The sequence below is a fragment of the Pseudoduganella namucuonensis genome, from assembly GCF_900116645.1.
In the GTDB taxonomy this organism is placed as follows: domain Bacteria; phylum Pseudomonadota; class Gammaproteobacteria; order Burkholderiales; family Burkholderiaceae_D; genus Rugamonas; species Rugamonas namucuonensis.
On sequence record NZ_FPBO01000013.1, the window covers coordinates 1 to 24,433 of the forward strand.

Annotated in this window: 18 protein-coding genes and 1 tRNA gene; 7 read left to right on the forward strand and 12 right to left on the reverse strand. The window is 69.2% G+C overall.

Annotated features, from left to right (window positions below; translation table 11 throughout):
* From BM436_RS15230 to BM436_RS15245, 4 genes are all read left to right on the forward strand, one after another.
* The coding region (locus BM436_RS15230) for a GDP-mannose 4,6-dehydratase (protein ID WP_177307216.1) at positions 1–185 on the forward strand (185 nt) is incomplete at its 5' end.
* Positions 185–1,126, forward strand: a complete 942-nt coding sequence (locus BM436_RS15235; protein ID WP_093556391.1) for an NAD-dependent epimerase/dehydratase family protein — start codon at positions 185–187, stop codon at positions 1,124–1,126. The genes BM436_RS15230 and BM436_RS15235, both read left to right, overlap by 1 nt.
* On the forward strand, positions 1,123–2,265 hold the full coding sequence (locus tag BM436_RS15240) for a glycosyltransferase family 4 protein (protein ID WP_093556392.1): 1,143 nt from the start codon (positions 1,123–1,125) through the stop codon (positions 2,263–2,265). The genes BM436_RS15235 and BM436_RS15240 overlap by 4 nt, the downstream gene beginning before the upstream one ends.
* A 14-nt stretch (positions 2,266–2,279) precedes the next feature.
* Positions 2,280–3,389 carry a glycosyltransferase family 4 protein gene (locus tag BM436_RS15245; RefSeq protein WP_093556393.1) on the forward strand — a complete coding sequence of 370 codons (1,110 nt, stop codon included), beginning with the start codon at positions 2,280–2,282 and terminating at the stop codon, positions 3,387–3,389.
* 4 nt (positions 3,390–3,393) lie between these two features.
* Here BM436_RS15245 and BM436_RS15250 read toward each other — a convergent pair whose 3' ends face one another.
* From BM436_RS15250 to BM436_RS15295, 10 genes are all read right to left on the reverse strand, one after another.
* On the reverse strand, positions 3,394–4,386 hold the full coding sequence (locus tag BM436_RS15250) for an HD domain-containing phosphohydrolase (protein WP_093556394.1): 993 nt from the start codon (positions 4,384–4,386) through the stop codon (positions 3,394–3,396).
* The gene (locus BM436_RS15255) at positions 4,383–7,988 is read right to left on the reverse strand and encodes a PAS domain S-box protein (RefSeq protein WP_093556395.1); all 3,606 of its coding nucleotides are present in this window, start codon (positions 7,986–7,988) and stop codon (positions 4,383–4,385) included. The genes BM436_RS15250 and BM436_RS15255 overlap by 4 nt, the downstream gene beginning before the upstream one ends.
* Before the next feature lie 109 nt (positions 7,989–8,097).
* Positions 8,098–9,303 (reverse strand): alginate O-acetyltransferase AlgX-related protein, encoded by a 1,206-nt coding sequence (locus BM436_RS15260; protein WP_093556396.1) that lies wholly within the window; start codon positions 9,301–9,303, stop codon positions 8,098–8,100.
* Positions 9,303–10,697, reverse strand: coding sequence for an MBOAT family O-acyltransferase (locus BM436_RS15265; RefSeq protein ID WP_093556397.1), 1,395 nt, complete (start codon positions 10,695–10,697; stop codon positions 9,303–9,305). Before BM436_RS15265 ends, BM436_RS15260 begins: the two co-directional genes overlap by 1 nt.
* Positions 10,698–10,777: 80 nt before the next feature.
* Positions 10,778–11,746, reverse strand: coding sequence for a prolyl aminopeptidase (gene pip, locus BM436_RS15270; protein ID WP_093556398.1), 969 nt, complete (start codon positions 11,744–11,746; stop codon positions 10,778–10,780).
* A 75-nt stretch (positions 11,747–11,821) separates the two neighbouring features.
* On the reverse strand, positions 11,822–13,828 hold the full coding sequence (locus tag BM436_RS15275) for a T6SS phospholipase effector Tle1-like catalytic domain-containing protein (RefSeq protein WP_177307218.1): 2,007 nt from the start codon (positions 13,826–13,828) through the stop codon (positions 11,822–11,824).
* Positions 13,829–13,947: 119 nt separating this feature from the next.
* Positions 13,948–14,721, reverse strand: coding sequence for a DUF3304 domain-containing protein (locus tag BM436_RS15280; protein WP_093556400.1), 774 nt, complete (start codon positions 14,719–14,721; stop codon positions 13,948–13,950).
* Positions 14,722–15,540, reverse strand: coding sequence for a DUF4123 domain-containing protein (locus tag BM436_RS15285; protein WP_093556401.1), 819 nt, complete (start codon positions 15,538–15,540; stop codon positions 14,722–14,724).
* A 3-nt stretch (positions 15,541–15,543) separates the two neighbouring features.
* Positions 15,544–18,393 carry a type VI secretion system Vgr family protein gene (locus tag BM436_RS15290; protein WP_093556402.1) on the reverse strand — a complete coding sequence of 950 codons (2,850 nt, stop codon included), beginning with the start codon at positions 18,391–18,393 and terminating at the stop codon, positions 15,544–15,546.
* A gap of 138 nt (positions 18,394–18,531) precedes the next feature.
* Positions 18,532–18,616: transfer RNA gene (locus BM436_RS15295), tRNA-Leu, on the reverse strand.
* A 150-nt stretch (positions 18,617–18,766) separates the two neighbouring features.
* Here BM436_RS15295 and BM436_RS15300 point away from each other — a divergent pair.
* Together BM436_RS15300 and BM436_RS15305 are read left to right on the forward strand one after the other, a co-directional pair.
* A complete protein-coding gene (locus BM436_RS15300; RefSeq protein WP_093556403.1) occupies positions 18,767–20,728 on the forward strand; it encodes an APC family permease in 1,962 nt (653 codons plus the stop codon).
* A gap of 1 nt (position 20,729) precedes the next feature.
* Positions 20,730–21,773 carry an acyltransferase family protein gene (locus BM436_RS15305; protein ID WP_093556404.1) on the forward strand — a complete coding sequence of 348 codons (1,044 nt, stop codon included), beginning with the start codon at positions 20,730–20,732 and terminating at the stop codon, positions 21,771–21,773.
* 12 nt (positions 21,774–21,785) lie between these two features.
* Here BM436_RS15305 and BM436_RS15310 read toward each other — a convergent pair whose 3' ends face one another.
* On the reverse strand, positions 21,786–22,676 hold the full coding sequence (locus BM436_RS15310) for a ZIP family metal transporter (protein ID WP_229490333.1): 891 nt from the start codon (positions 22,674–22,676) through the stop codon (positions 21,786–21,788).
* A 2-nt stretch (positions 22,677–22,678) separates the two neighbouring features.
* The gene (locus BM436_RS15315) at positions 22,679–23,587 is read right to left on the reverse strand and encodes a manganese catalase family protein (protein WP_093556405.1); all 909 of its coding nucleotides are present in this window, start codon (positions 23,585–23,587) and stop codon (positions 22,679–22,681) included.
* Between the two features lie 243 nt (positions 23,588–23,830).
* Here BM436_RS15315 and BM436_RS15320 point away from each other — a divergent pair, with 243 nt between their 5' ends.
* Positions 23,831–24,421, forward strand: coding sequence for a hemerythrin domain-containing protein (locus BM436_RS15320; protein WP_093556406.1), 591 nt, complete (start codon positions 23,831–23,833; stop codon positions 24,419–24,421).
* Positions 24,422–24,433: the final 12 nt, after the last annotated feature.

The window sequence follows — 24,433 nt, forward strand, 5'->3', positions numbered from 1 at the left end:
CCGGCAAGGTGCTGGTGCGCGTGTCGCCGAAGTTCTACCGTCCGGCCGAGGTCGAGCTGCTGATCGGCGATCCCGCCAAGGCCCTGAAGGAACTGGGCTGGGCGCCGAAGACCACGCTGGAGGAACTGTGCCAGATGATGGTGGAGGCCGACCTGCGCCGCAACGAGGCCGGCTTTTCCTTCTGATGGGCGCCGCCGTGGAAGCGCCGCTGCAATTGTTGTCCCCGGCCCGTGAAGGCGAGGGCAAGCGCGCCCTGGTCACCGGCCTGGCCGGCTTCACCGGCCGCTACGTCGCGCAGGAACTGCGCGCCGCCGGCTACCGCGTGTTCGGCACCTCGGTGCCGGGCCACGAGGCCGGCGAGGACATGCTGCCGGTCGACCTGACCGACCGCGCCGCCGTGGCCGCCGCCGTGCAGCGCGTGCGGCCGGACGTGGTGGTGCACCTGGCGGCCATCGCCTTCGTCGGCCACGCCGACATCGAACAGATCTACCGCGTCAACGTGGTGGGCACGCGCAACCTGCTGGAGGCGCTGGCGGCGTCGCCGCATCGGCCGTCCGCCGTGCTGCTGGCGTCCAGCGCCAACATCTACGGCAACGCCGAGCTGCCGGTGCTGGACGAGGACGTGAAACCGTCGCCGGCCAACGACTACGCGGTCAGCAAGCTGTCCATGGAATACATGGCGCGGCTGTGGATGGACCGCCTGCCCGTCATCATCACCCGTCCGTTCAACTACACCGGCGTCGGCCAGCACGAGAACTTCCTGCTGCCGAAGATCGTGTCGCACTTCCGCCGCAAGGCCGCCGAGATCGAACTGGGCAACCTGCACGTGTGGCGCGACTTTTCCGACGTGCGCATGGTGGCCGCGGCCTACCGCGCCTTGCTGGCCGGGGCGCCGGCCGGGCGGGCCTACAACATCTGCTCCGGCACCGGCTACTCGCTGGGCGAGGCGCTGGACATGATGAACCGCATCGCCGGCTACGAGATCGCGGTGCGCGTCAATCCCGCCTTCGTGCGCGCCAACGAAGTGGTGCGGCTGGTGGGCGACAACAGCCGCCTGGCCGCCGCCGTGGGCGGCATCGCGCCGGTGCCGCTGGAACAGACCCTGCGCTGGATGTACGAGGCTTGAGTGCTTTGCGCATCGGCCTCTCCACCACCACCATAGAACCGGCGCTGACCGGAGGGCGCCTGGATGGAATCGGCGTCTACACCCGCGCGCTGCTGCGGCACCTGCCGGCGGCGCTGCCGGCCGGCGGCGCGGTGCTGCCGCTGTCGTTCGCGCCCGTCCGCCAGGGGGCGCCGGCCCTGAGCGCGGGCAAGCCGCTGCCGCTCTCCTTTCCGCTCGCCACGCTGCGCGACCTGGCGCTGCCGGACGCCGTGCGCCAGCCCATGCCGTCGCTGGACCTGTACCACGCCACCGACTACCGCATCGTGCGCATGGACCGCCCGGTGGTGGCGACCTTGCACGACGCGCTGCCGGTGTCCCATCCCGAATGGTGCAACCCGCGCCTGCGCCGTCTGAAGAACTGGCTGCAGATAAAAGCCGCCCGCAAGGCCGACCACGTGATCGCCCACACCGCCTTCTCCATCCGCGAACTGGTGGACTGCTTCGGCGTGGACGAGCGCCGCGTCAGCGTGGTGCCCTGCGGCGTGGACGAGGAATGGCTGGACGCGCCCGCGCCGGACGCGGTGGCCGAGACCCTGGCGCAATACGGCCTGAAACCTGGCTACTTCCTGTTCGTCGGCACGCTGCAGCCGCGCAAGAACGTCGGCCGCGTGCTGCAGGCCTACCTGGCGCTGCCGCCCGTGGTGCGCGCCAGGCGCCAGCTGGTGGTGGTGGGCGCGCCCGGCTGGCGCAGCGAGGAGCAGCAGGCGCAGATGCGGGCCGCCGTGCAGAACGGCGAGAACGTGCTGTGGCTGGACCGCCTCACGGGCCAGGAGCAGCTGCGCCATGTGTACGCGGCCGCCGGCGTCTTCGTCTTTCCTTCCCTGTACGAGGGCTTCGGCATCCCGGTGGTGGAGGCCTTCGCCTCCGGCGTGCCGGTGATCGCCTCCAACACCACCTCGCTGCCGGAAGTCACCCGGGGCGCGGCGCTGGAAGTCGATCCGCTGTCGGTGCCCGAGATCGGCGCCGCCATGCTGGAGCTGGCGCGCGACGACGCGCTGCGCGCGCGCTGCGCCGCCGCCGGCCGCGTGCGCGCCGTCGAGCTGACCTGGTCCGAGACCGCCCGCAAGACGGCGGCGGTGTACCAAACCCTATTAAGCTGACTTGTAAGCCGATTATGCGCGTCCTCCATTTCTACAAAACCTATTACCCCGACTCCTGGGGCGGCATCGAACAGGTGATACGCCAGATGTGCGTGGGCACCGGCCGCCTGGGCGTCACCAACGAGGTGCTGACGCTGACGCGCAACGGCGGCCCGACCGAGATGGTGATCGAGGGCCACACGGTGCACCGGGTGCCGAACAATTTCGAGATCGCCTCCAACGCGATGTCGTTCGCGGCCATCCGCAAGCTGGCGCGCCTGGCGCGCAACGCGGACGTGATCCACTACCACTTCCCCTGGCCCTTCATGGACCTGGCGCACTTCATGGCGCGCATCGACAAGCCCAGCGTGGTGACCTACCACTCGGACATCGTGCGCCAGAAAACCCTGCTGCGCGTGTACACGCCGCTCAAGCAGCGCTTCCTGCGCAGCGTGAGCGCCATCGTGGCCACCTCGCCCAACTACATGGCGTCGTCGCCGGTGCTGGGCCGCTACCGCAACAAGACCCGCACCATCACCTACGGCCTGGACAAGTCGATCTACCCCAAGCCCGCCCAAGCGACGCTGGACAAGTGGCGCGCGCGCTGCGGCGAGCGCTTCTTCCTGTTCATCGGCATGCTGCGCTACTACAAGGGCCTGCACATCCTGCTGGACGCGCTGGTCAACGCCGACTACCCGGTGGTGATCGTCGGCGCCGGGCCGCTGGAGCAGGAGCTGAAGCAGCAGGCCGAGCGCCTGGGCCTGACCCACGTGATGTTCGTCGGCGCGCTGGAGGAGGAGGACAAGGTGGCGCTGCTGGAGCTGTGCTACGCCATGGCCTTCCCGTCGCACCTGCGCTCGGAGGCCTTTGGCATCTCGCTGCTGGAGGCGGCCATGTACGGCAAGCCGATGATCTCCAGCGAGATCGGCACCGGCACCACCTACATCAACGCCGACGGCGTGACCGGCCTGGTGGTGCCGCCCAGCGATCCGGCGGCCCTGGGCCAAGCCATGGCCACGCTGTGGGAAAACCCGCAACTGGCGGCGGACATGGGCAGGCGCGCCGAGGAGCGCTACTGGGAACTGTTCACGGCCGAGCGCATGGCGCAGAACTACGTGTCGCTGTACCGCGAGCTGAAGGGCTAGCGCGTCACCGCTCCGCCCAGCGCTCCTTGATCTCGAGGATGGCGGGCAGCTGGGCCAGGAACAGGTCCACCAGCTCCGGGTCGAAATGCAGCCCGCGCTGCTGCTGCAGGTAGGCCAGCGCGTCCGGCACCGGCCAGGCCGCCTTGTAGGGGCGCGCCGAGGTCAGCGCGTCGAACACGTCGGCGATGGCCACGATGCGGCCCTCCAGCGGTATCTCCAGCTCCCTCAATCCCCGCGGATAGCCGCTGCCGTCCCACTTCTCGTGGTGCGTGAGCGCGATGTTGCGCGCCAGCGCCAGCATGCCGTGATCGTGCTCGCCGATGATGTCCGCGCCGATGGTGGCGTGCGACTGCATCACCTTCCATTCATCCTTGTCCAGCGCGCCCGGCTTTTGCAGGATGCGGTCCGGGATGCCGATCTTGCCCACGTCGTGCATGGGGGCGGCGTGCAGCATGTCCTCCGCGTCGGCCTCGCCCATGCCGGCGGCCACCGCCAGCACGCGCGCGTAGTGGCTCATGCGGATCACGTGCAGGCCGGTCTCGTTGTCCTTGTACTCGGCGGCCAGGCCCAGGCGCTGCACGATCTGCAGGCGCGTCTCCTTCAGCTCGTCCGCCCGCACCAGCGACAGGTGGGTGCGCACGCGGGCGCGCACGATGGCGGGGCTGAGCGGCTTGGCGATGTAGTCGACCGCGCCCGCCTCGAAGCCGACCACCTCGTCGTTCGGGTCGGCCAGGGCGGTGGCGAAGATGACGGGGATGGCGGCGGTGGCAGGATCGGCCTTCAGCGCGCGGCAGATCTCGTGGCCCGTCATCCCGGGCAGCATCACGTCCAGCAGGATCAGGTTGGGGCGCTCCTGGCGCGCCAGCTCGAGGGCGCGGGGGCCGTCCTTGGCGTACAGCAGCCGGTAATGGTCCTGCAGGATCTGCCGCAGCAGCTGCAGGTTGCTCGCTTCGTCGTCCACCGCCAGGATCAGCGGTTGCAGGGGGACCTGGTTCATAGGGGGGCTTCCTCGTTGCAGTCGGCGCCGGCCGGGATGGCGTCCATGACCGCGTCCAGTTTAGTTTGCGCCAGCGAAAAGTCAAAATCGTCCAGTGCGCGCCGCAGCTGCGCCAGCGCGCCGGCCGGCGCGCGGCCTTGCAGGCTGGCCGCCAGGCGGGCCAGCGCGGCGTCGTCCAGCGCGCCGCGCCGCAGCGCATCCATCAGCGCCAGGGCGGCCGCGCGCGCGGCGTCGGCGTCGAAGTGGACGGCCGGAGCGGTGGCCCGCACAGCGGCCGGCGCGTCGGCCAGCGCATACGCCGGGGCATGGGGCGCGGCAGGGGCGGGGGCGCCGGCCGGCATCCGGACGGCGATGTCGCCGCCGTGGCGCGCGGCGGGCTTGGCGGCGCCGCCGCGCACCAGGTCGGTCCGCATGGCGGCGAGCGCCTCGTCCAGCGCCTCGCCGACGCGCGCCAGGTTCTCGGCCAGGGTCTCCGCCAGGGTCTCGGCCAGGCACAGGGCCTGCATGCGTTCGGCCGTCGCCGCCGGCGCGGGGCGCGGCGTCCGCGCGGGGGGCGGTTGCGTCGCCGGGTTCGCCGCCGGGTTCGCCGCGCTTTGCGCGGCCTCCTCGGCATGGCCCAGGGCGCGGGCCAGCTGTTCCAGTCCCAGGTTGGCCGCCACGCCGCGCGCGCGATGCGCCAGCGCCTGCATGGTCGGGTAGTCCCGCGTCGCGTGCAGCGCCTGCAATTGCCGCGCCGCGCCGCTGTAGTCGTCCGCGAAGCGCCGCAGCGCGGTGCGGTAGGCCCGTTCGCCATCCCAGCGCGCCAGGCCCGCCTCCCGGTTCATCACTTGCGCGTGGCCGCCGCGCCGTCCCGGCTCGGCCAGCGGATCGGCGTCCTCCGGCAGCGCCAGCACCCGCGCGATTTCACGCGACAGCAGCACCCAGTCCACCGGCTTGGTGGCGAAACCGTCCATGCCCGCCTCCACGCTGGCGCGCCGGTGCGCGTCCAGCACGCTGGCCGTCATCGCGATGATGGGCACCCGCGGCAGGCCGGCCCGCGCCGCCTCCGCGCGGATCGCGCGGGTGGCGTCCAGGCCGTCCAGCCTCGGCATCTGCACGTCCATCACGATCACGTCGAAATCGTGTTCGGCCGCCAGCCGCGCGGCCTGTTCGCCGTCGCCGGCGGTGGTCACCGCGTGGCCGCGTTTCTCCATCAACAGGCGCAGCAGTTCCAGGTTCTGGGCCACGTCGTCCGCCGCCAGCACGCGCAGCGCGGGCAGGGGGTACTCGCCGTGCGGCCTGGGCTGGCGCGCGGCCGGCGCGGCGGCGCCCGCGCGCAGCGGCAGCAGGATGTGGAAGGCGGCGCCGGCGCCCGGCGCGCTCTCGGCCCAGATGGTGCCGCCCATCAGTTCCACCAGCTTCTTGCTGATGGTGGTGCCCAGGCCCGTGCCGCCGTAGCGCCGCGTCATCGACGGATCGGCCTGCGTGAAGGGCTCGAAGATGGCGGCCAGCCGGTCCGGCGCGATGCCGATGCCGGTGTCCCGCACCAGCAGGTGCAGCCGGCCGTCCCGGATGCCGGCGTGCAGCGCGACCTCGCCGCTGGCGGTGAACTTCACCGCGTTGTCCAGCAGGTTGGTGAGCACCTGGCGCATGCGCAGCGCGTCGCCGTGCAGGCGCGCGGGCAGCTCGGGCGCGCAGTGCAGCCGCAGCGCCAGGCCCTTGGCTTGCGCGGCGGCGCCCAGCGTGGAGATGACCTCGTCGAGCAGCGGCGCCAGCTCGTAGTCGGCCAGCTCCAGCTCCACCGCGCCCTTGTCCAGCTTGGCCGTGTCCAGCACCTCGTTCAGCAGCCGCAGCAGCGAGCGCCCGGCCTTGCGTATCGTGTCCAGGTGGCGGCGCTGCTCCGCTTGCAGGTCCGTGTCCAGCAGCACGTCGGTGAAGCCCAGGATGGAATTCATCGGCGTGCGGATCTCGTGGCTCATATTGGCCACGAAGGTGGCGCGCGCGGCGGCCGCCTGCTCGGCCTTTTCCTTGGCCTGGCGCAGGTCCTGCTCCATCTGGCGCCGCTCGGTGATGTCCAGCATCACGCCGTCCAGCCAGCGCACTTCGCCGCCGGCGTCGCGCACCACCGCGCCGTGCTCCCAGATCCAGCGCAGGCCGCCGTCCGCGTGCCGCAGCGCGTATTCGATCAGGTAGGGCTGCTCGCTGGCGACGCTGTTGGCCAGCGTGCGCGCCAGGCGCGGGGCGTCGTCCGGCTCGACCAGGCCGGACAGCGTGCGGCTGGCGCCCGGGCCGGTGAAGTCGCGCGCCGGGTAGCCGGCCACGTGCTCCACGCCGTCGCTCAGGAACACCAGCGGGTAGCCCTCGCCGGCCAGACAGCGGAACGACACGCCGGGAATGTGGCCGATCAGGGAGCGGAACTGCTGCTCGCTTTCGCGCAGCGCCTGCAGCATGGCGCGCCGTTCGCTGATGTCGGTGATGAACAGCACGAACTGGTCCCGGCCGGCCGCGCGCGCGTGGCCCAGCGCGCGGCGGATCGGCACCTGCGTGCCGTCCTTGCGCAGGCCCATCAGCTCGGCGCCGGCCTGCGCCGGCCGCACGTCGCCGCGCGCCATGTGGTACAGCAGGCCGTGGCGGGCCGAGGCCTCCGGGTCCGGCATCAGCAGGGCGATGTTGCGGCCCACGATCTCCTCGCGCCGCCAGCCGAAGATGCGCTCGGCCGAGGCGTTGAATTCCTCGATCGCGCCCTCGCCGTCGAGCGTGATCACGCCGTCGATGGTGGTGGTCAGCAGCGCGCGCATCCAGCTCTCGCTCTGGCGCTGGTGGCGGTACAGCTCGCGGTAGCGCAGCAGGGCGTAGGCCGCCATCACCAGCACGGTGAAGGCCATGGTGATGGCGGAGATGGCCAGCGCCAGGAAGGCGCTGCCGGCTTGGGCGTGCGAACCGGGCGGCGGCGCGCCGGCGAAGCGCGCGGCGGCCATGGCGGTGTGGTGCATGGCGGCGATGGCGCCGGCCATGGCGAGCGCGGCCAGCGCCAGGCGCCGGCTGTCGCGCAAGCCGGCCAGGCGCGCCGACTGGCCGTGGCGCAGCCACAGCGCCAGCGCCGCCAGCGGCGCGCCGGCGGCCAGGGCCAGCGCCAGGATGTCCGGCCGGTAGCTGAGCGCGAGGCTGGTGCGCATGGCGGCCATGCCCATGCCGTACATGGCGCCGAAGCCCAGCGCCGCCACCGCGCCGGCACAGGCCAGCAGGCGCGGGGAGGGCCGCCGCCGGCGCGCCAGCAGCAGCGCGGCGGTGGCGCCGGCCACGCCGGGCAGCAGCGACAGCAGGGTCATGGCGGGGTCGTAGCCGACGTGCGCGCCCAGGTTCAGCGCCAGCATGGCGATGAAGTGCGCGGCCCACACGCCGATGCCCAGCGCCAGGCCGCCGGCCAGCAGCGCCACCGTGTGCAGCATGCGGTGGGCCTGGTCGCGGTCCTGGTCGCGCCCGGCGATCTGCAGCCCCATCCACGAACAGAACACGGCCAGGCCCAGCGACAGCGCGACCAGGCCGGCGTCGTAACGGCCATGCGTCAGCGGCGCCAGGGTGGCGGGGGGCGAAAACAGGTGCAGCAGCGCGGTCGTGTCCATGGGCGGGGTAGCTGTTGTACAAGGTTGTTGCCAAAAACTTAGCAGCATACCTTAACACATTTCCGTATGGAAATAGCGCGAAATCCCGCTCCGCGCCCGGACCGCCGCCCTAGAATCCCGGCAGCAGCTTGGGGAAGTCCAGCGCGATGCGCTTGGCGTGCACGGTGGCGTCGTGGTACATGACCACCACGTCGTCGCCCTCGCGGCCGTCGAACAGGAAGCGGCGCACCCGCTCCAGGTCCCGCTCCTGGCGCGGCCCTTCCAGCAGATACAGCGTGTTAACGTTGAACAACACCGTCTCGCGGTAATAACGGGCGAACCACGGCGCGGCGGGCGGGCCGAAGGAATCCGTGATCAGCAGCAGGCGCCCGCGCGCCGCCTTGGGATTGCGGTACAGCGCCAGTTCGAACTTCTCCAGCACGGCCGGGCCGCCGGGGAAGCAGGCCGCGCCGTGGCAGGCGGCGATGCCGGAGGCGTCCAGGTCCATCACCTCCACCTCGCTGCGCCGCTCGAGGCCGGGGAACAGGTGCGACACGTCGGACGGCAGCCACTGCTTGCCGCTGGTGTAGGGCGTGGCCTGTTCCGGCCGCGCGCCGTAGAACTGCCCCAGTGACCATTCGGCCACCAGGCGCGGGCCGGCGCCGCCCCAGTGGAAGAAGGTGCGCGGGAACAGATCGGTCTCGCGCGCCGCCGCCCGCATCTGCTCCAGCGGGTAGGCCACGTCGCGGCGCAGCGCCGGATCGAGGCCGGGCTGGGCCAGCCAGCGCGCCATCGGCGGGGTGGCGGTGTGGCACAGCGCGCTGGTCCAGGCCGGCAGCTGGTCCACGTGCACCACCGGCGAGGACGGCACCACCAGCAACTTGGCCTGGATGCCCCGCTCGCGCGACAGCGTCAGCAGGCGGCCGATCTGCTGGTTCAGCATGCCGGTCAGCTCGCGCTGGTAGCCGCAGGAGGAAAACACGTCGTCGTACGGCGGCACCAGCGGATGCGAGGTGGTGAGGAAGGAGCGGCCCTCGCGGCCCTGGATCACCTGGTTGGTCGGATACACGCCGAACAGGTGGTAGCGCACCCGCGTGTTCAGGCGCACCAGCGCCTCGCGCAGGCTGAAGTTGTCCCTGGCCCAGGCGTCGAAGGAGGCGCTGTATTTCAGCGCCTCCTCCACCGAGGCGGGGCGCTGGGGCGGCGGCGCCATGCGGCGGTTTTCGGCGCCGTCGCTGCCGCTGGAATGGGAGAACAGGGCGGGCGCCGCCAGCAGCGCCACCAGCGTCAGCTTGGCCAGGCCGGACAGCGCGGCCCCTTGTTTCGCGTGCGTCATCAGAAGCGGAAATAGATAAAGGGGTTGTAGGTGCCGGAGGCCAGGCTGGCGCTGCACAGCACGAAGGTGGCCAGCGCCAGCGGCACTTGCAGCGCCACGCGCCAGCCCGGACGGGCCGGAGCGGCCGCCGGCGCGGACCACGGGGCGGGCAGCACCGCCAGCGCGGCGCCCACCGCCAGCGCGGTCCATTGCACCGGGCCGACGTCGATCCGCCACGGATGCGCCAACGGGCCGCCGTCGCCGGGGCTGAACATCACTTGCAGCAGCCGCAGCGCGGTGGGCACGTCGCTGGCGCGGAAGAACACCCAGCCCAGCATCACCATCAGCAGCGTGTAGGCCTGCGCCGCCGCGCGCGGCATGCGCGCCAGCCACGCGCCCAGGAAGCCGCGCTCGGCTACCAGCAGCGCGCCATGCCAGGCGCCCCACAGCACGAAGGTCCACGCCGCGCCGTGCCACAGGCCGCACAGCAGGAACACGATGGCCAGGTTGGCGTAGGTGCGCCACGGCGCCAGCCGGTTGCCGCCCAGCGGAATGTAGACATAGTCGCGGAACCAGCTCGACAGGCTGATGTGCCAGCGGCGCCAGAACTCGGTGATGGAGCGGGCGCTGTAGGGCCGGTCGAAATTGGGAGGGTAGCTGAAGCCGATCATGTGGCCGATGCCGATGGCCATGTTGGAATAGCCGGCGAAATCGTACAGGATCTGGATGCTGTAGCAGGCCACGGCCAGCCAGGCGCCGGCGGTGGACAGGTGGGCCGGCCCGGCGGTGAACAGCGCGTCCGCCGCCTGCGCCACGGTGTTCGCCACCAGCACCTTCTGGGCCAGGCCCAGCACGAACTGCTTGAAGCCGCGCCACAGGCGGCCGGCCGGCACCTCGCGGTGCTCGATCTCGCCGGCGATCTGCCGGTAGCGCACGATGGGGCCGGCGATCAGCTGCGGGAACATGGCCTTGTACATGGCGAAGTTCCAGAAGCTCTTTTGCGGGTCCACCTGGCCGCGGTACACGTCCACCAGGTAGGAGATTCCCTGGAACACGAAAAAGGAGATCCCCAGCGGCAGCACGATAGCCGGCAGCTCGAACCGGCTTTGCAGCAGGGCGCCGGCGATGTCGGCGAAAAAGCCCGCGTACTTGTAATAGCCCAGCATGCCCAGGTTGGCCGCCACGCCCAGTCCCAGCGCCAGCTTGCGGCGCGCGCCGGCGCGCGCGATGGCCAGGCCGAAGCCGTAGTTCAGCAGCGCCGACGCCAGCAGCAGCGGCACGAAGCGCGGCTCGCCCCAGGCGTAGAACAGCAGGCTGGCCACCAGCAGGATGGCGTTCTTCCACGGCAGCGCGTAGTACAGCAGCAGGAACGCGGGCAGGAAATAGAACAGGAACGTGACGGAACTGAAAACCATGCGGGGGCAGTGCCTTTTATGTATCGCGGGAAAATGCCGGCAATTGTAGTGTAAAAGGCAGGGGGCGCACCCGCGCCGCGTTACACCGCCCGCCGGAAATGCCCCTGCAGCTTGAAGCGCTCCGTGGCGCCCATCAGCGCGGCGATGGTGCCAGGCTCGAAGGCGGTGTGGCCGGCGTCCGGCACCATCAACAGATCGGCGCCGGGATAGGCGCCGGCCAGCCGGAAGGCCGACAGCGGAGGGCACAGCATGTCGTAGCGGCCCTGCACGATCACGCCCGGCAGATGGGCGACGCGGGGCATGCCGGCGATCAACTGGTCCTCGGCCAGGAAGCAGCCGTGGCGGAAGTAATGCACCTCCAGCCGCGCCAGGCCGATGTCCAGCAGATCCGATTGCGGCAGCGGCTCGTCCCGCGCCGGGCCGCGCAGCGACGCGCGCAGGCATTCGAAGCGGCTCCACGCGCGCACGGCGGGCAGGTGGACCGCGGGATCGGGATGGAACACCAGGCGCGTGTAGGCGGCCAGCAGGTCGTCGCGCTCCGCGGGCGGGACCTGGGCGGCAAGCTCCGCGTAAAGCTCGGTGTGGAACAGGCGGCCGCCCTCGAAGAACCAGTCGATCTCGGCGCGCGTGCCGAGGAAGGGGCTGCGCAGGATGAAGCCCAGGCAGGCGGCCGGATGCGCCTGGCCATAGGCCAGCGCCAGCGTCGCGCCCCAGGAGCCGCCGAACACCAGCCAGCGCTCCACGCCCAGCAGGGCACGCAGCTTCTCGATGTCCGAGACCAGCAACGGCGTGGTGTTGGCGCGGTACTCGCCCAGCGGCGTGGACTTGCCGCAGCCGCGCTGGTCGAACATCACGATGCGGTAGTAGGCCGGGTCGAAGAAGCGCCGGAACAGCGGCGACGCGCCCGCCCCCGGCCCGCCATGCAGGAACAGCACGGGCATGCCGTGCGGGTTGCCGGACTCCTCCCAGTACAGCGTGTGCAGGGCGTCGACCGGCAGCATGCCGTGGCGGTGGGGTTCGAGGGGAGGGTAGAGGGTGGTGGCGGTCATGGCGGCATGTCTGCGGGGGCGGTGAACTGTAGCATAGCTTGGCGGAAATGCACCAACCCCCGCTGGCGCCCCCTACTAGGCGACAGCCGTCTCGGCGGGTTCCGGTCGTGGCGTCTTCGAGATCAGCACGCTGTCGCGGCCCGCGTAGACTTTGCGGAAGCGCAGGTATCCGCCCCGGCTCAAGGACCACGGTTCCCTGCCCTCGGTCAGCATGCGCGGCGTCTGATTGGTTTTCGCGTATTCGATCGCGGCCTGGCGCTGGTTGTCGGTCAAGCCATCGGGCAGTGGGCGGAATGGCTCGACGCCGCCATAGCCACGGCCTCCGTGGCGCTTGCCCGCCATCGCCTTCCGGTCGTCGGCGGCCTTCTGTTCGCGGGCGTTGTAATCCGCAACGCGCTTGCGCTGCGCTTCCCATTTCTTGAGGTTTTCTTGCAGTTCCGGCTCGTTGTCCGGAAAGTCGCCATGCAGCTTGAACCACGCGCGCGAGTCATGCACGTAGTCGTCGAAGAAATTGAGCAGCGCGGCCGGGGGCGGCGGGGCGGTTTTCCACCACGTCGCGATCTCTTCCCACTCGTTCTCGTGCTCGTTGTCGAAGCCGGGCTCCTGCGATCGAGGGACGAAGGCCGCGCCTTTCTTCGCCTGCCAGGCCTCGAACGCCGCGATCTCCTGTTCGAATTCCAGGTTGGCGCTGTGCAGGTCGTTCTTGTCGAAGTTGGTCGCGCGCTGGAAGCTGGCGGTCGATTCCAGTGGTGTCTTGCCCGTCGAGCGCCGCGCGCGGTGCCACAGGATATGGTGCTTGCCTTGCTCGCGCATGATGGCGGTCAGGGTTCCCGTCTTCACCTGGCAGACGGCCAGATAATCGTTCAGCGCCTTGATGGCCGCGGCGGTGATGCGGAACTTCCTTTTCGCGACGGGACTGGCCAGCTCCAGTTTCAGCGGCACGCCGGCCAGCCGCGCCTCGCGGTACATATAGAGCAGGGGGACGCGGGCCAGCATGTCTTCGCCGAACGGGTCGGTGCCGCGGCCCTGCTCCTGCGGGCTGTAGCCGCAACCCAGGTCCGAGTGCACGCCGGGGATGACGACTTCGTCGCATTTCTCGGGCATGACTTGGCCCACCGAGACCGAATCCAGTGGGAAGCTGCGCCGTATCTCATGCGCGGCGACCAGATGCACGCAACGCAGGCCCGCGGGTATGCGCAGGTTCTCCTCCGCGTCGGCCCAGTCGCCATGGCCGTCGAACAAGCGCCCCAGGACGCTGTTGCCCATGGTGTTGCCGGCGCCGACCGAGGCGACGGTGTCGAACAGGCCCAGGAAATCGAACTGCACGTCGAAACCGCCCAGCGTCATCGATCCGGCGCGGCCGCAAAGGTGGGCATCCAGTTTGCACAAGGCCATCAGCCAGTTGGTGAAGGCGCGGGCCTGGGTCGCGCCGCGCGAAAAGCCGAACGTGGAGATATAGATCGTCATGACCTGGGCCGGATCGAGCTTGGCTGGCTTCCCTGTGCGTTTGTTGGGCCAGTGCTGGGAGACTGCGGCGTGCAGGCGCTTGAGTATTTTCTCGAACTCGAGCCGAGTTTTATCGTTGTCCTCCTCGTTGGGGGCGAACAGCCCGAAGCGGCGGCGCGGCGTCATTTTGCGGCGGTATTCCTTGTCGAGCTCCAGCCGGTGCACCAGCGACTGGGTCTCCTTGGACGACAGCAGCGGCGTTTTGAGGAAATAGCGATGCACGTTGTTGATCGCCTGGATCAAGCCCCACACGATGCGCGCCTCGCCGCGAAAGCCGGCGGCCGCGCCCCTTGTCAACTCCAGGCCTTGGCCGCTGTCGTTGATCTCCTTGAAGGGGGAGGCGACACCGGGGACGTACACCTTGAAAAAATGCGTATAGCGCGCGGGGTTGTACTGCCAGTCCGTATCCGCAGGCAGCACGCCGGGGACGCTCAGGCCGGGGTAGATGTCGTACAGACGGGCGACGTTGGAGTGGTTCTTGCCCGCCTCGGCTTGGACGTAGTTGTTCTTGGTGCCGTCGAAAAAGAAGCCGAAGAAGAGGTTGGTTTTGCAGGAATCGCCGGGTTTTCCGAGCATGGGCTGCTCCCGGAGCTCGGGGCCATTACGGATCTTCTTCCCCTCGACCAAAGTAAAGAACTCGTCAAAGTTTGAAGCGGAGACAAACGCATTCGGAATGTCCGGACACAGTTTCACGCTCATGGGCGGCGCTCCTTCAATTCCTTGAGTTTCTTCTCAGATCGTTGCAAGCCCTCTTCGTAGTCTTGCTTTAGGTGGGCCAGATATTTCGGATCTTGCGAGCCAGTGAACTGGGAAATGGTCTCGGGTTCTCTTTCTTTGGAAAATGCCCACTCCTCTGCTGCGCGCGTCATAGGAGACGTCTGCAACTCCTTCAGTAACTTCTGAAAGAGGCGAACGCCACCTTCTTCGTGTTTGATGTAAAGATCCCAGCGCTCCCGCTGGTATTCAAGAGACGGGATGGGCCAACCTTTTACCTTGCCCGGCCATTTGGCGTGGTCCGGCTGGTAGTCGCTCGACACCAGGCTCAGCGTCCCATCCGCACCGCGCAGCACCCACAATTCGCCTGGCTTGCCGTCTACGTACCGAGGAACCTCGACTAGTTTCGTCTCTTTCACTTCGGGCAGGCTCCCATCGGGTTTTTCAGGAAGCCAGTGCGTGCCGTTTATCTGTACCTGGATGCCCGCCCGCCACTTGGTCGGCAGCTCGTAGCAGCACATGGTGCCCCCAGCTGAAAAGGGCGCGATCAACTCCCCACCACCGAAGTTCTTCTTGTTGTTCGGATCGACGATCGTATAGGTGAACTCCTGGGCGGTGTAATTGACGCCGTGGATGCTGACCGGGACGTTCTCCTTGGCGCACCCAGTGAGCGCCGGCAGCGCTATCGCGCACAACGCCGCGAGGCGGCGGTATCCCATCAAAGCGAAAACCTTCGACTTCATTTCGAATTCCATTCAAGATTCAAGCGCGACGGTCTGTCGCCAATTTTCCAGCTTCGCGTGCGCATCCAACGCCGGCTCTCCGTCGGCCAGGCAGGCCGCGCACCAGTCCACGCGCAATTCCCGATCAAGCTTGCCGGCATCGGCGGCCAGCAGCGCGCGCGATACGATGGCATGGCTGCGCGATGGCCGCTTCGGAACATAACCCCGGTCCGCCAGCTGGACCAGCACCTCATCGGCCTCGCTGTCGCCGACCATCCGCCCAAACTGCGCATCATCCAGCTCGGGACTGTCCTCCGCGATGGCGCTGTCAATCGCCGGGACGCTCAATTCCATCCATTCGCCATTCCTGCCGATATACGACCAGCGCGACGCCGGTCCCGTCAACAGCCCTTGCTGCCAGGGCGTGAGCGCGCTGAAGATGCCGGGTAGTCGCCGCGTGTCGGGGAAACGGAAATTGAAGCGCTGCCCGTCCGCATACACCACGCACCACGCGGCCAGCCGTGCCGCCAACTCCTCCAGCGATTCGGTGGTCTCGATGGCGCTGACCATCGGCCAGCCGCTGCATTTGGCCAGCAGCGCCGGCAAGCGCTTTGCCGTCGCATCATAAAGCATCACAAACGGCGACACATCCCGCGCGGCTTCCGAGCAACCGGGCAGCGACTCGAACAGCAAGGCCGGAGAGTTGGCCGGCGTCGCGATGGCGACGTGGCGGTGGAGGCCGGGCACGAACACGCCATCGACCAGCAAGTAAAGCCGCTTGTCGTGCTCCAGCCGCGCCGCGCGCGTGTTCAAGTGGTCGAGCCAATTGTCGTTGTATGAATCGATCAGCATTCCTTACTCCACGGAGGTGAACGCCGGTGCGGCGGCGAGCGATTTTTTCAGGCACTCGACGCAGACGCTGCGTGGCATGGCGGGCATGGGATAGGTCATCTTCTCGGGCCCGATGAAACTCTTCTTCCCCGCGTGGATGGTGAGCTTGCCAGGGCACTGCACGGTGATATTCCCGCCCTCGATGGTGATGTTCGCCCCGCCCGCCGTGGACAGGCTGATGCGCTTGGCCGCCGCCCAGTCCACATGCGCGGCCGCGCTGATCACGCTCACGTCGTCGCGCGCCTGCACCATCAGCGCGTCGGCCTGGGCCTGGATGTCGATCGCGTCCTGCGCGGCGATCAGCTGCACGCCGACGCCGTTGCCGCCCGGCGCCACCGCGCCGCCCAGCACGCCGATCGCCTGCCGCGTATGCACGCGCATCTGTCCGCCCGTGACGAACTGGCTGTCGCCGCCGCTCATCAGGGTGGCGGTCTCGCCGTTGGCCAACTGCAGATCCTGGCCGGCGGTCACGCCCAGCCCGGCCTTGGCGGAAACGGCGATCACCGCGTCCGTGCTGTGCGGCAGCGCGCCGTCTGCGGGCGCGGTTTTCTTGTCCCCCGCGTCGGCCCGCGCGGCCTCCAGCGTGGCGCCGCCCACCATGCCGGAGACGGCGGTCAGCAGCGCTTTCAGCGGCGCGGACTTGTCGTCCAGCGCGCTGGCCCCGGCCTTCGCCGGGCCGAGGTGGCTGGCCAGCGCCACGGTCTCGTGTTTTGTCGCCGCCTCGCTGAAGGCCTCGCCCAGCTTGACCGCCTGCTTCATCAGCGCGATGCCGGCCGCGTTGTCGCCCGCCGGTTCGCGCGCGCCGGCCGCGTGGCCGATCTTGTAGCTGCTCACCAGCAGGCCCGCGCCCGCGCGCACCGCGCCATACGCGTCGGTGCGCAGCTCGGCGCCCTGGCCGCGCAGGGAGCCCCGGTGGTTGTCGGCGTTGTGGATCAGGTGGCCGAGATTGAGCTCGCTGGCCGCGTGGCTGCTCTTGAGCTGGACTCTTCCCTGCGCGTCGGTGTCGTCGAACAGCAACTGGTTGTAGCCGCCGCCGCCGAATTCCTTGCTGCGCACGCCCCATTGCGCGGCGTTGCTGCGGTGGCCGGCGCTGTCGGCCGACGCGCCGTGCCACAGCGGGCTGTTGCCGCCCGCCAGATTGCCCTGGCCGGACACGGCGTGGTCGTGCGCCTTGCCGAAGGGCCGGGCCGCGTCCTGCGCCGGCTGTCCGCCCGGCGTGCGCGCGACGCCGCCTTCCCCCTGGCCGTTGTACAGCGCGCCGACGATGATGGGGCGGTCGATGTTGCCCTCGAGGAATTGCACCAGCACCTCCTGGCCGATGCGCGGCAGGAACTGGCTGCCCATGCCGCCGCCGGCCGAGCGCTGCGCCACCCGCACCCAGCAAGTGGCGGCGCCGCTGTTCTGCCAGTGGAAGCGGATGCGCACCCGGCCCAGCCGATCGCAATACAGTTCGTCCACGCCCCGCGGCCGGTCGGCGCCGTCCGGACCCACCACGATGGCGCTTTGCGCGCCGGGCGCGGTCGGCCTGGGATGGCTGCGGCCGTCGCTGCCGGGCAGTTGCGGACGCCAGGGCAGCTCGTTGGCGATGGCCTCGAAGCTGTTGGCGTAGCCGCTGGCGCTGGCCTGGGCGATGGTCAGCGCGAAGTCTTCGGCCGCGTCCGGTGGCACGGTCTCGGCCAGCAGTTCCGCGATCGGGCCGAACAGCTCGGCCAGCGCCTGGGTGGCGGGCAGGGGCAGGTTGTTGACGCCCACGCTGCGCACGCGCAGCACGGTGTAGACGGGATCGGCACCATCCCCGCCCAATGGGCCTTGCGTGACCGTGACGCGGGTACCGGCGCGCAGCGTGCGCACCGTGGAGCGGCCGCGCCACAGCTGGCTGCGCGCCTCGCGGCCCTGCATCTGCAGGTCGGCATAGCGCCGCGCCTGCGCGGCGTTGGCGTAGTGGTATTGGCCGGGCGCGTCGTAGCTTTCCAGCGCCGCCAGCATGTCCGCCCCCCGCAGGCGCGACGGGGCGCTGGCGCCCACGGCCTTTTTGGCCTTGTAGTCGTGGCTGAGCAGGGTGGTGAGCGACACGCAGGCCGCGCGGCTGGCTTGCAGCGACTGGATGGTGTCGCCCCGCTCGCCGGCGCGCGCGCCCTGGAAGCGGATGCCGCCATCGGCCTCGCTGCAGGGATCTTCGGGCACGGCGCCGCGTTGGCTGCTGTCGGCGAACAGCACCATTTGTGCCCCGTCCTCGTCCTGCTCGAAGCGCCAGCCCAGGCCTTCCTCGGCCAGCAGTCTTTCGACGAAGGTCAGGTCGCTCTCCCGGTACTGGCAGCAATAGCTGCGCGGCACGGTGCCGTCCATGAAGGCGGCGGTTTCCTCGCTCCAGCGCCAGCGCGCCAGCGGCGTGTAGGCGCCGAACACGGCGTCGACGATGTCGGGCACGCTCTTGTCTTGCCATACGCGGCTGTTGCGGACTTGGCTGAGCCGCCAAACCCAGTGCGTCAATCGCAGCCGGAAGCGCGCCAGGCCGCCGTTGCTGCCCAACATGGCGGCCTGCGTCACGTCGCCGCTGAACGAGGCACGCGTGCCGTCGGCCAGGCTGATCTCCAGCGTGGCGGGCTTGCCCAGCAGCGCGGCGATATTGAAACGGGCGTCGGTCGAGAGGACGATGATGTCGCGCGCGCCCGTGCCCTGCAGCGCGTCGTCGGCGGCGAACGCCTCCACCAGCAGGGGGCCGGCGTCGGCGGCGAGTTTGAGCTCGTACAACCGGCTGGCGCTGGAGAACTGCGCCAAGGCGGCCAAAGCCTGTTCTGTCAGGGCGGCTTGCATATTGCTATTTTGAGTAGGTTAAGTTTGTGGCAACTTTACTCTGCTCAATAATTCTGCGGCGCACGGCAGACAACAAAAAACCCGCGATGCCTGGCGACATGCGGGTTCTGAGCTTGGTGTTACGGTGTTGCAGGGTGCTGGTGCCCCGGGCCGGAATCGAACCGGCACGAATTTCTTCGGCAGATTTTGAGTCTGCTGTGTCTACCAGTTCCACCACCAGGGCGGCACGTGCACATGCAAGCGTGACATTATAGTGCAGGTTGGGCGAAATTGTAATGCGAAATGCACATCCCGACGCATGCCCTCACCGGACCTGGCATTTGTGTCATCATTCGGCCTACCTTCCGTTACCGCCGGGTCCGGCGACCGCAGCATGAAGAATAAAAAGATACGCGAAATCATCCTGGGCAAGGCGCTCGACCCCATGAAGAGCGAGACGCGCCACTCGATGGCGCTGGTGGCCTTCCTGGCCTGGGTCGGCCTGGGCGCCGACGGCCTGTCCTCGTCCGCCTACGGCCCCGAGGAGACCTTCAAGGCGCTGGGCGCGCACACCCACCTCGGCCTCTACATGGCCGTCGCCACCGCCATCACGGTGTTCATCATCGCGCTGGCCTACAACCAGGTGATCGAGCTGTTCCCCACCGGCGGCGGCGGCTACCGCGTGGCCACCAAGCTGGTCGGCCCCTACATGGGGCTGATCTCCGGCTGCGCGCTGGTGCTCGACTATGTGCTCACCATCGCCATCTCCATCGCCTCCGGCGTGGACGCGCTGGCGTCCTTCCTGCCGCTGGGCTTCCAGCCCTACAAGCTCTGGGCCGAGGCCTTCTTCATCGGCCTGCTGATCGTGATGAACCTGCGCGGCCTGAAGGAGGCGATCCAGATCCTGCTGCCCATCTTCATCGGCTTCGTCATCACCCACCTGATCCTGATCGTGTACGGCGTCTACGCCCACTCGGAAAACCTGCCCGGCCTGATCCCCGGCACCATCGAGGAAACCGTGAACCTGGCCGACGGCATCGGCTGGGCCGGCGTGGCCGGCATGCTGCTGCTGGCCTATTCGCAGGGCGGCGGCACCTACACGGGGCTGGAGGCGGTGTCCAACAACATCAACCTGCTGGCCGAGCCGCGGGTGCGCACCGGCAAGATGACCATGCTGTACATGGCGCTGTCGCTGGCCTTCACGGCCGGCGGCATCATCATGCTGTACCTGCTGTGGGACGCGAAGCACGTGCCGGGCGAGACGCTGAACGCGTCCACCTTCAAGAGCATCATCGACTACGCCAACCCCGGCTCGCCGCTGCTGAACCAGGTGCTGCTGGCGGTGGTGCTGGCGTTCGAGGCCGGCCTGCTGTTCGTGGCCGCCAACACCGGCTTCCTGGGCGGGCCATCGGTGCTGGCCAATATGGCGAGCGACTCGTGGGTGCCGCACAAGTTCCGCTACCTGTCCACCCGCCTGGTCACGCAGAACGGCATCCTGGTGATGGGCTTGGCGGCGCTGGCCATCCTGTTCTGGACCGGCGGCAGCGTGACCCTGCTGGTGGTGCTGTACTCGATCTCCGTGTTCCTGACCTTCGCCATCTCGCTGCTGGGCCTGGTGCTGTACTGGGCCCGCAACCGCAACAAGGGCACGGCCTGGCTGCGCCGCCTGGCGCTGTCCTTCGTCGGCTTCGCCATCTGCGCCGGCATCCTGGCGATCCTGCTGATCGAGCGCTTCATGGAGGGCGGCTGGGCCACGGCCGTCATCATCGGCGCCATCGCCGGCATGTGCGTGCTGGTGCGCCGTCATTACCGCGAGACCAAGAGCGCCATCCACTCGGTGGACGAGGTGTTCGCCAGCCAGCCCTTCGGCCCCAACCGCGAGGCGGTCGAGCCCAATCCGGACGACCAGACCGCCGTGTTCATCGTCGGCACCTCGCGCGGCGGCGGCCTGCACGCGCTGCTGTGGGTGCAGCGCATGTTCCCCGGCCACTTCAAGAACTTCATCTTCATCAACGCCCGCACCGTGGATTCGCACGCCTATGGAGGCGAGGGCGCGCTGGAGCAGATGCGCAGCGACGCGGAAACCACGCTGGAGTACTTCGTCGACTTCTGCCACAGCCACAACATGGCCTCCTCGTCCTACCTGGGCTTCGGCACCGACGCGGTGGACGAGGTGACCCGCATGTGCGAGGAGATCAGCAACGAGTTCCCGAACGCCATCTTCTTCACCAGCAAACTGATCTTCGCCACCGACAACTGGTTCACCCGCGCGCTGCACAACCAGGCCTCGCTCGCGGTGCAGCGCCGTCTGCACCTGGAGGGGTTGCAGATGGTGATCCTGCCGATGAAGGTCTGAGATGAACGATCTGGCACAAGGCTTGGCCGTCGGGCCGGGCGCCGTGGCGGCCCCCGTGGCCGCGTCCCTGGCCGAAACCGGGCGGATGGCGTGGGTCGACATCGTCAAGGCGGCCGGCATCTTCCTGATCGTGTTCGGCCACCTGCCCGTCGAGCCCCTGGTGGCGAAATTCCTGTGGACCTTCCACGTGCCGTTGTTTTTCTTCCTGTCCGGCTACCTGTCCCGGCCCGCCGGCGCGCGCGCGTTCGCGCGGCGCCTGTCCCTGCGGCTGGTGCTGCCTTACTTCGTCGCCTACGCGCTGCTGACCCTGATCATGCTGCGCACCCTGGACTGGGGCGTCTTGAGACCGGTCCTGACCGGCGCCTTCCACGGCACCCACAGCTACCCGGGCTTCATCTCGGCGCCGCTGTGGTTCGTGCCGGCCCTGGTCGTCGTCGAGCTGCTGTATTTCGCGTTCCAGCGCCGCCTGTGGGCGCTGTATCCGGTGGCGCTGGGCGTCTCGCTCTGGCTGTACCACAACGGCAAGATCGACCTGTTCATGAGCGTCGACCTGGCGCTGCTGGGGTTGAACTATTTCCTGCTCGGCGCGCTGGCCCGCTCCACCGGCGTCGTCGACCGTCTCGCGCGGGTCCCGCTGGCCGCCGCGCTGCTGGCCGGCCTCGGCTTGGCGGTGGTGGTGGACCTGGCCCTGGCCGGCAACGTCTGGTACACGGGCGGCGCCTACATGCGCTCGGTGCTGGGCGGCGTCGCCGGGATCGCGATGATGATCGCCTTCGCGCTGAACGTGCGGGAAAGTCCGCTGTTGCGGAACCGGGCGGTGCGCTTCGTTTCCGAAAACACCCTGTTCATCCTGTGCTTCCATGGCGTCAGCAACGGCTACGCCCACGCGTTCGTGTCCCGCTTCGCCATCGAGGGCACGCTGCTGAAGTCCGGCCTGGCGGCGGCGCTGTCCATCCTGCTGCTGGTGCCGTTCGCCATGCTGTTCCGGCGCTGGGCGCCGTGGGCCATCGGGGCGGCTCCGTCGGCCCGCCGTGCGGCCGTCTGAACCGCCCGCGTCTCAACTCAGCGCCGTATCCAGCATCATCATGGTGATGAAGCCCACCACCACCGCCGACGAGGCGCTGGCGCGGTTGCCGTTGCGGTGGGATTCGGGCACAACGTCATGGCAGATGACGAATAGCATGGCGCCGGCGGCGATTGCCAGTCCCCACGGTAGCACGCCGGCGCTGACGTCGATGACCGCCGCCGCCGCCACCGCCGCCACCGGTTCGACCAAGCCGGAGGCCGTGCCCATCAACGCCGCGTAGACGCGGCCATAACCCACCGTGCGCAGCGCCAGCGCCACCACCATGCCCTCCGGGATGTCCTGCACCGCGATGCCGGTGGCCAGACTCTGGGCCTTCAGCGGGTCGATGCCGCCGAAGGCGACGCCGATCGCCGCGCCCTCGGGCAGGTTGTGGATCGCCACGGCGGCCACGAACAGCCACGCCCGCTTGAGCGAATCGGCGCGCTCGGCGCTCATGTCCGCCGGCGGCCGATTGGCGTGCACCAGCCGCCCCAGCCCCAGCACCAGCGCGGCGCCCAGCAGGATGCCGGCGCCGGTGACGCCGCTGGCCGTGAACGGTCCCGCGCCCGCGCCGCGCGAGGCGGCGATGGAGGGCAGCACCAGCGAGAACGCGGTGGCCGCCAGCATCACGCCGGCGCCGAAGCCAAGGAAGGCGTCGTAGGTGCGCTGGGACAGGGTCTGCGAGCACAGCACCGGCAAGGTGCCGGTGGCCGTGGCCAGCGCCGCCATCGCGCCGCCGTTCAAGGCCCCGCGCATGCCCGGTTCGAGCCCGGCCACCAGCGCGGCGAAATCGCGCAGCAGTACGGCGGCGCCGGCGAGGCCGATCGCCGCGCCCAGCGCCAGGCGCCAATGCCAGCGCGGCGCGGTGCGCGCGGCTTGCACGGTCAGCCCGGCGTCCGGACGGGGGACGCGGCGGCCCCCGTCATGCCCAGTTCGGCGCCGGTCAGCGGCTCGGCCGCCGGGTCGGACATGGTGCGCGCGGCCATCGCGTCCAGCAGTTGCGCCTCTTCCTTGCTCAGCTGGACACTGGCGCCGCCGTCGCCGCCATCGACCGCGGCCTGGTGCACCCGGTCGCTCACCACCGTCCACTTGGCGCCGTCGTTCCACGGCCCGCGCACCTCGGCCCCGCCCTCGCCCTGCGACATGTTGAAGTACACGCTGTCGAACTCCGGGCGGCCCGCCATCTTCCCGGGGGGGAAATTGGGCTGGATGGCGTACAGCGCTTTTTCAAACGACTTCTGGTGCGCGATCTCGCGCGTCATCAGGAAGCCCAGCGCCTCGCGCACGCCCGGGTCCTCGGTCAGGTTGATCAGGCGCTCGTAGACGATCTTGGCGCGCGCCTCGGCCGCGATGTTCGAGCGCAGGTCGGCGGTGGGTTCGCCGATGGTGTCGATGTAGGCGGCGGTCCAGGGCACACCGGCCGAATTGACCAGCGCCGCGCCGCCGCCGTACAGCACTTGGGTCAAGTGGCTGTCGTTGCCGGCGCCGGTGATGGAACGGTACATCTCGCCGGCCTCGTCGACGCCCTCGGCCAGCCGGCCCTTGGCGCCCTTGTTCAGCATGACGACGATGTTGCCGATCACCTCCAGGTGGCTCAGTTCCTCGGTCGCGATGTCGAACAGCATGTCGCGCCGGCCCGGGTCGTCCTCGGCCACCGCCTGGGTGAAGTAGCGGCAGGCGGCGGCCAGTTCGCCCTGCGGGCCGCCGAACTGTTCCAGCATCAGGTTGGCCAGCCCGGGGTTGGTTTCACTGACCCGTACGGTGTACTGCAAACGCTTGTTGTGGGAAAACATAATCCCTCCTAGATTGATGGAGCGCGGTCGCGCCAACGCATAATGCGGCCGCCGCGCCGCTCGCGGCATCGGTGCGATGCCGGCCCGCCTGTAGGAGGATGCCTGCCTGGTTTGAAAAAATACCATTTAGAATCAATGGCTTGCTGATGAGTTGCGGCGCGCTGTGTGCGCCGGCTAACGGTGAGCGCGCGTCGAAGGTGCGATGCTGGCCAGTGCCTACATCCACCATGAAAGGACACCGCCATGTTTTCACTCAAATCCCTGAGCCCGACGATCACCGACATGATCCGCTTCGACCACTCGCACGTGCTGGTCACCTACCACCAGTACACGGCCGACAAGCCGTCCAAGGTGGGGATCGCGCTGGCCGAAACCATTTGCTCGGCGCTGGACGTCCACGCCACGCTGGAGGAGGAGATCTTCTACCCGGCCCTGCGCGCGGTGACCGGCGGCGAACCGATCCTCCAGAAGAGCGTGCCCGAACACAACGCCATGCGCCAGATCATCGCCGACCTGCGCGCGGCGGTCGACGACGACGAACGGCGCGACGAACTGCTGCCGGAGCTGATGCGCGAGGTCATGCACCACATGGCGGACGAGGAAACCGTGTTGCTGCCGAAGGCGGAGCGCCTGCTGGACCACCGGCGCCTGTGCGAACTGGGCGCGGACATGACCAAGCGCCGTGTGCAATTGCTGGCGCCGCAGGCCGGCAAGGTGGCCGCCAACACCGCGCTCGGCTTTTCGCGCAGCACCTCGGCCATCGTGGCCGGCGTGGTGGGCGTGGCGGTCGCGGCGGGGCTGGTGATGAAAGGGCGGCGCCGGGCCGCCGCCTGAGCGGCTCGCGGC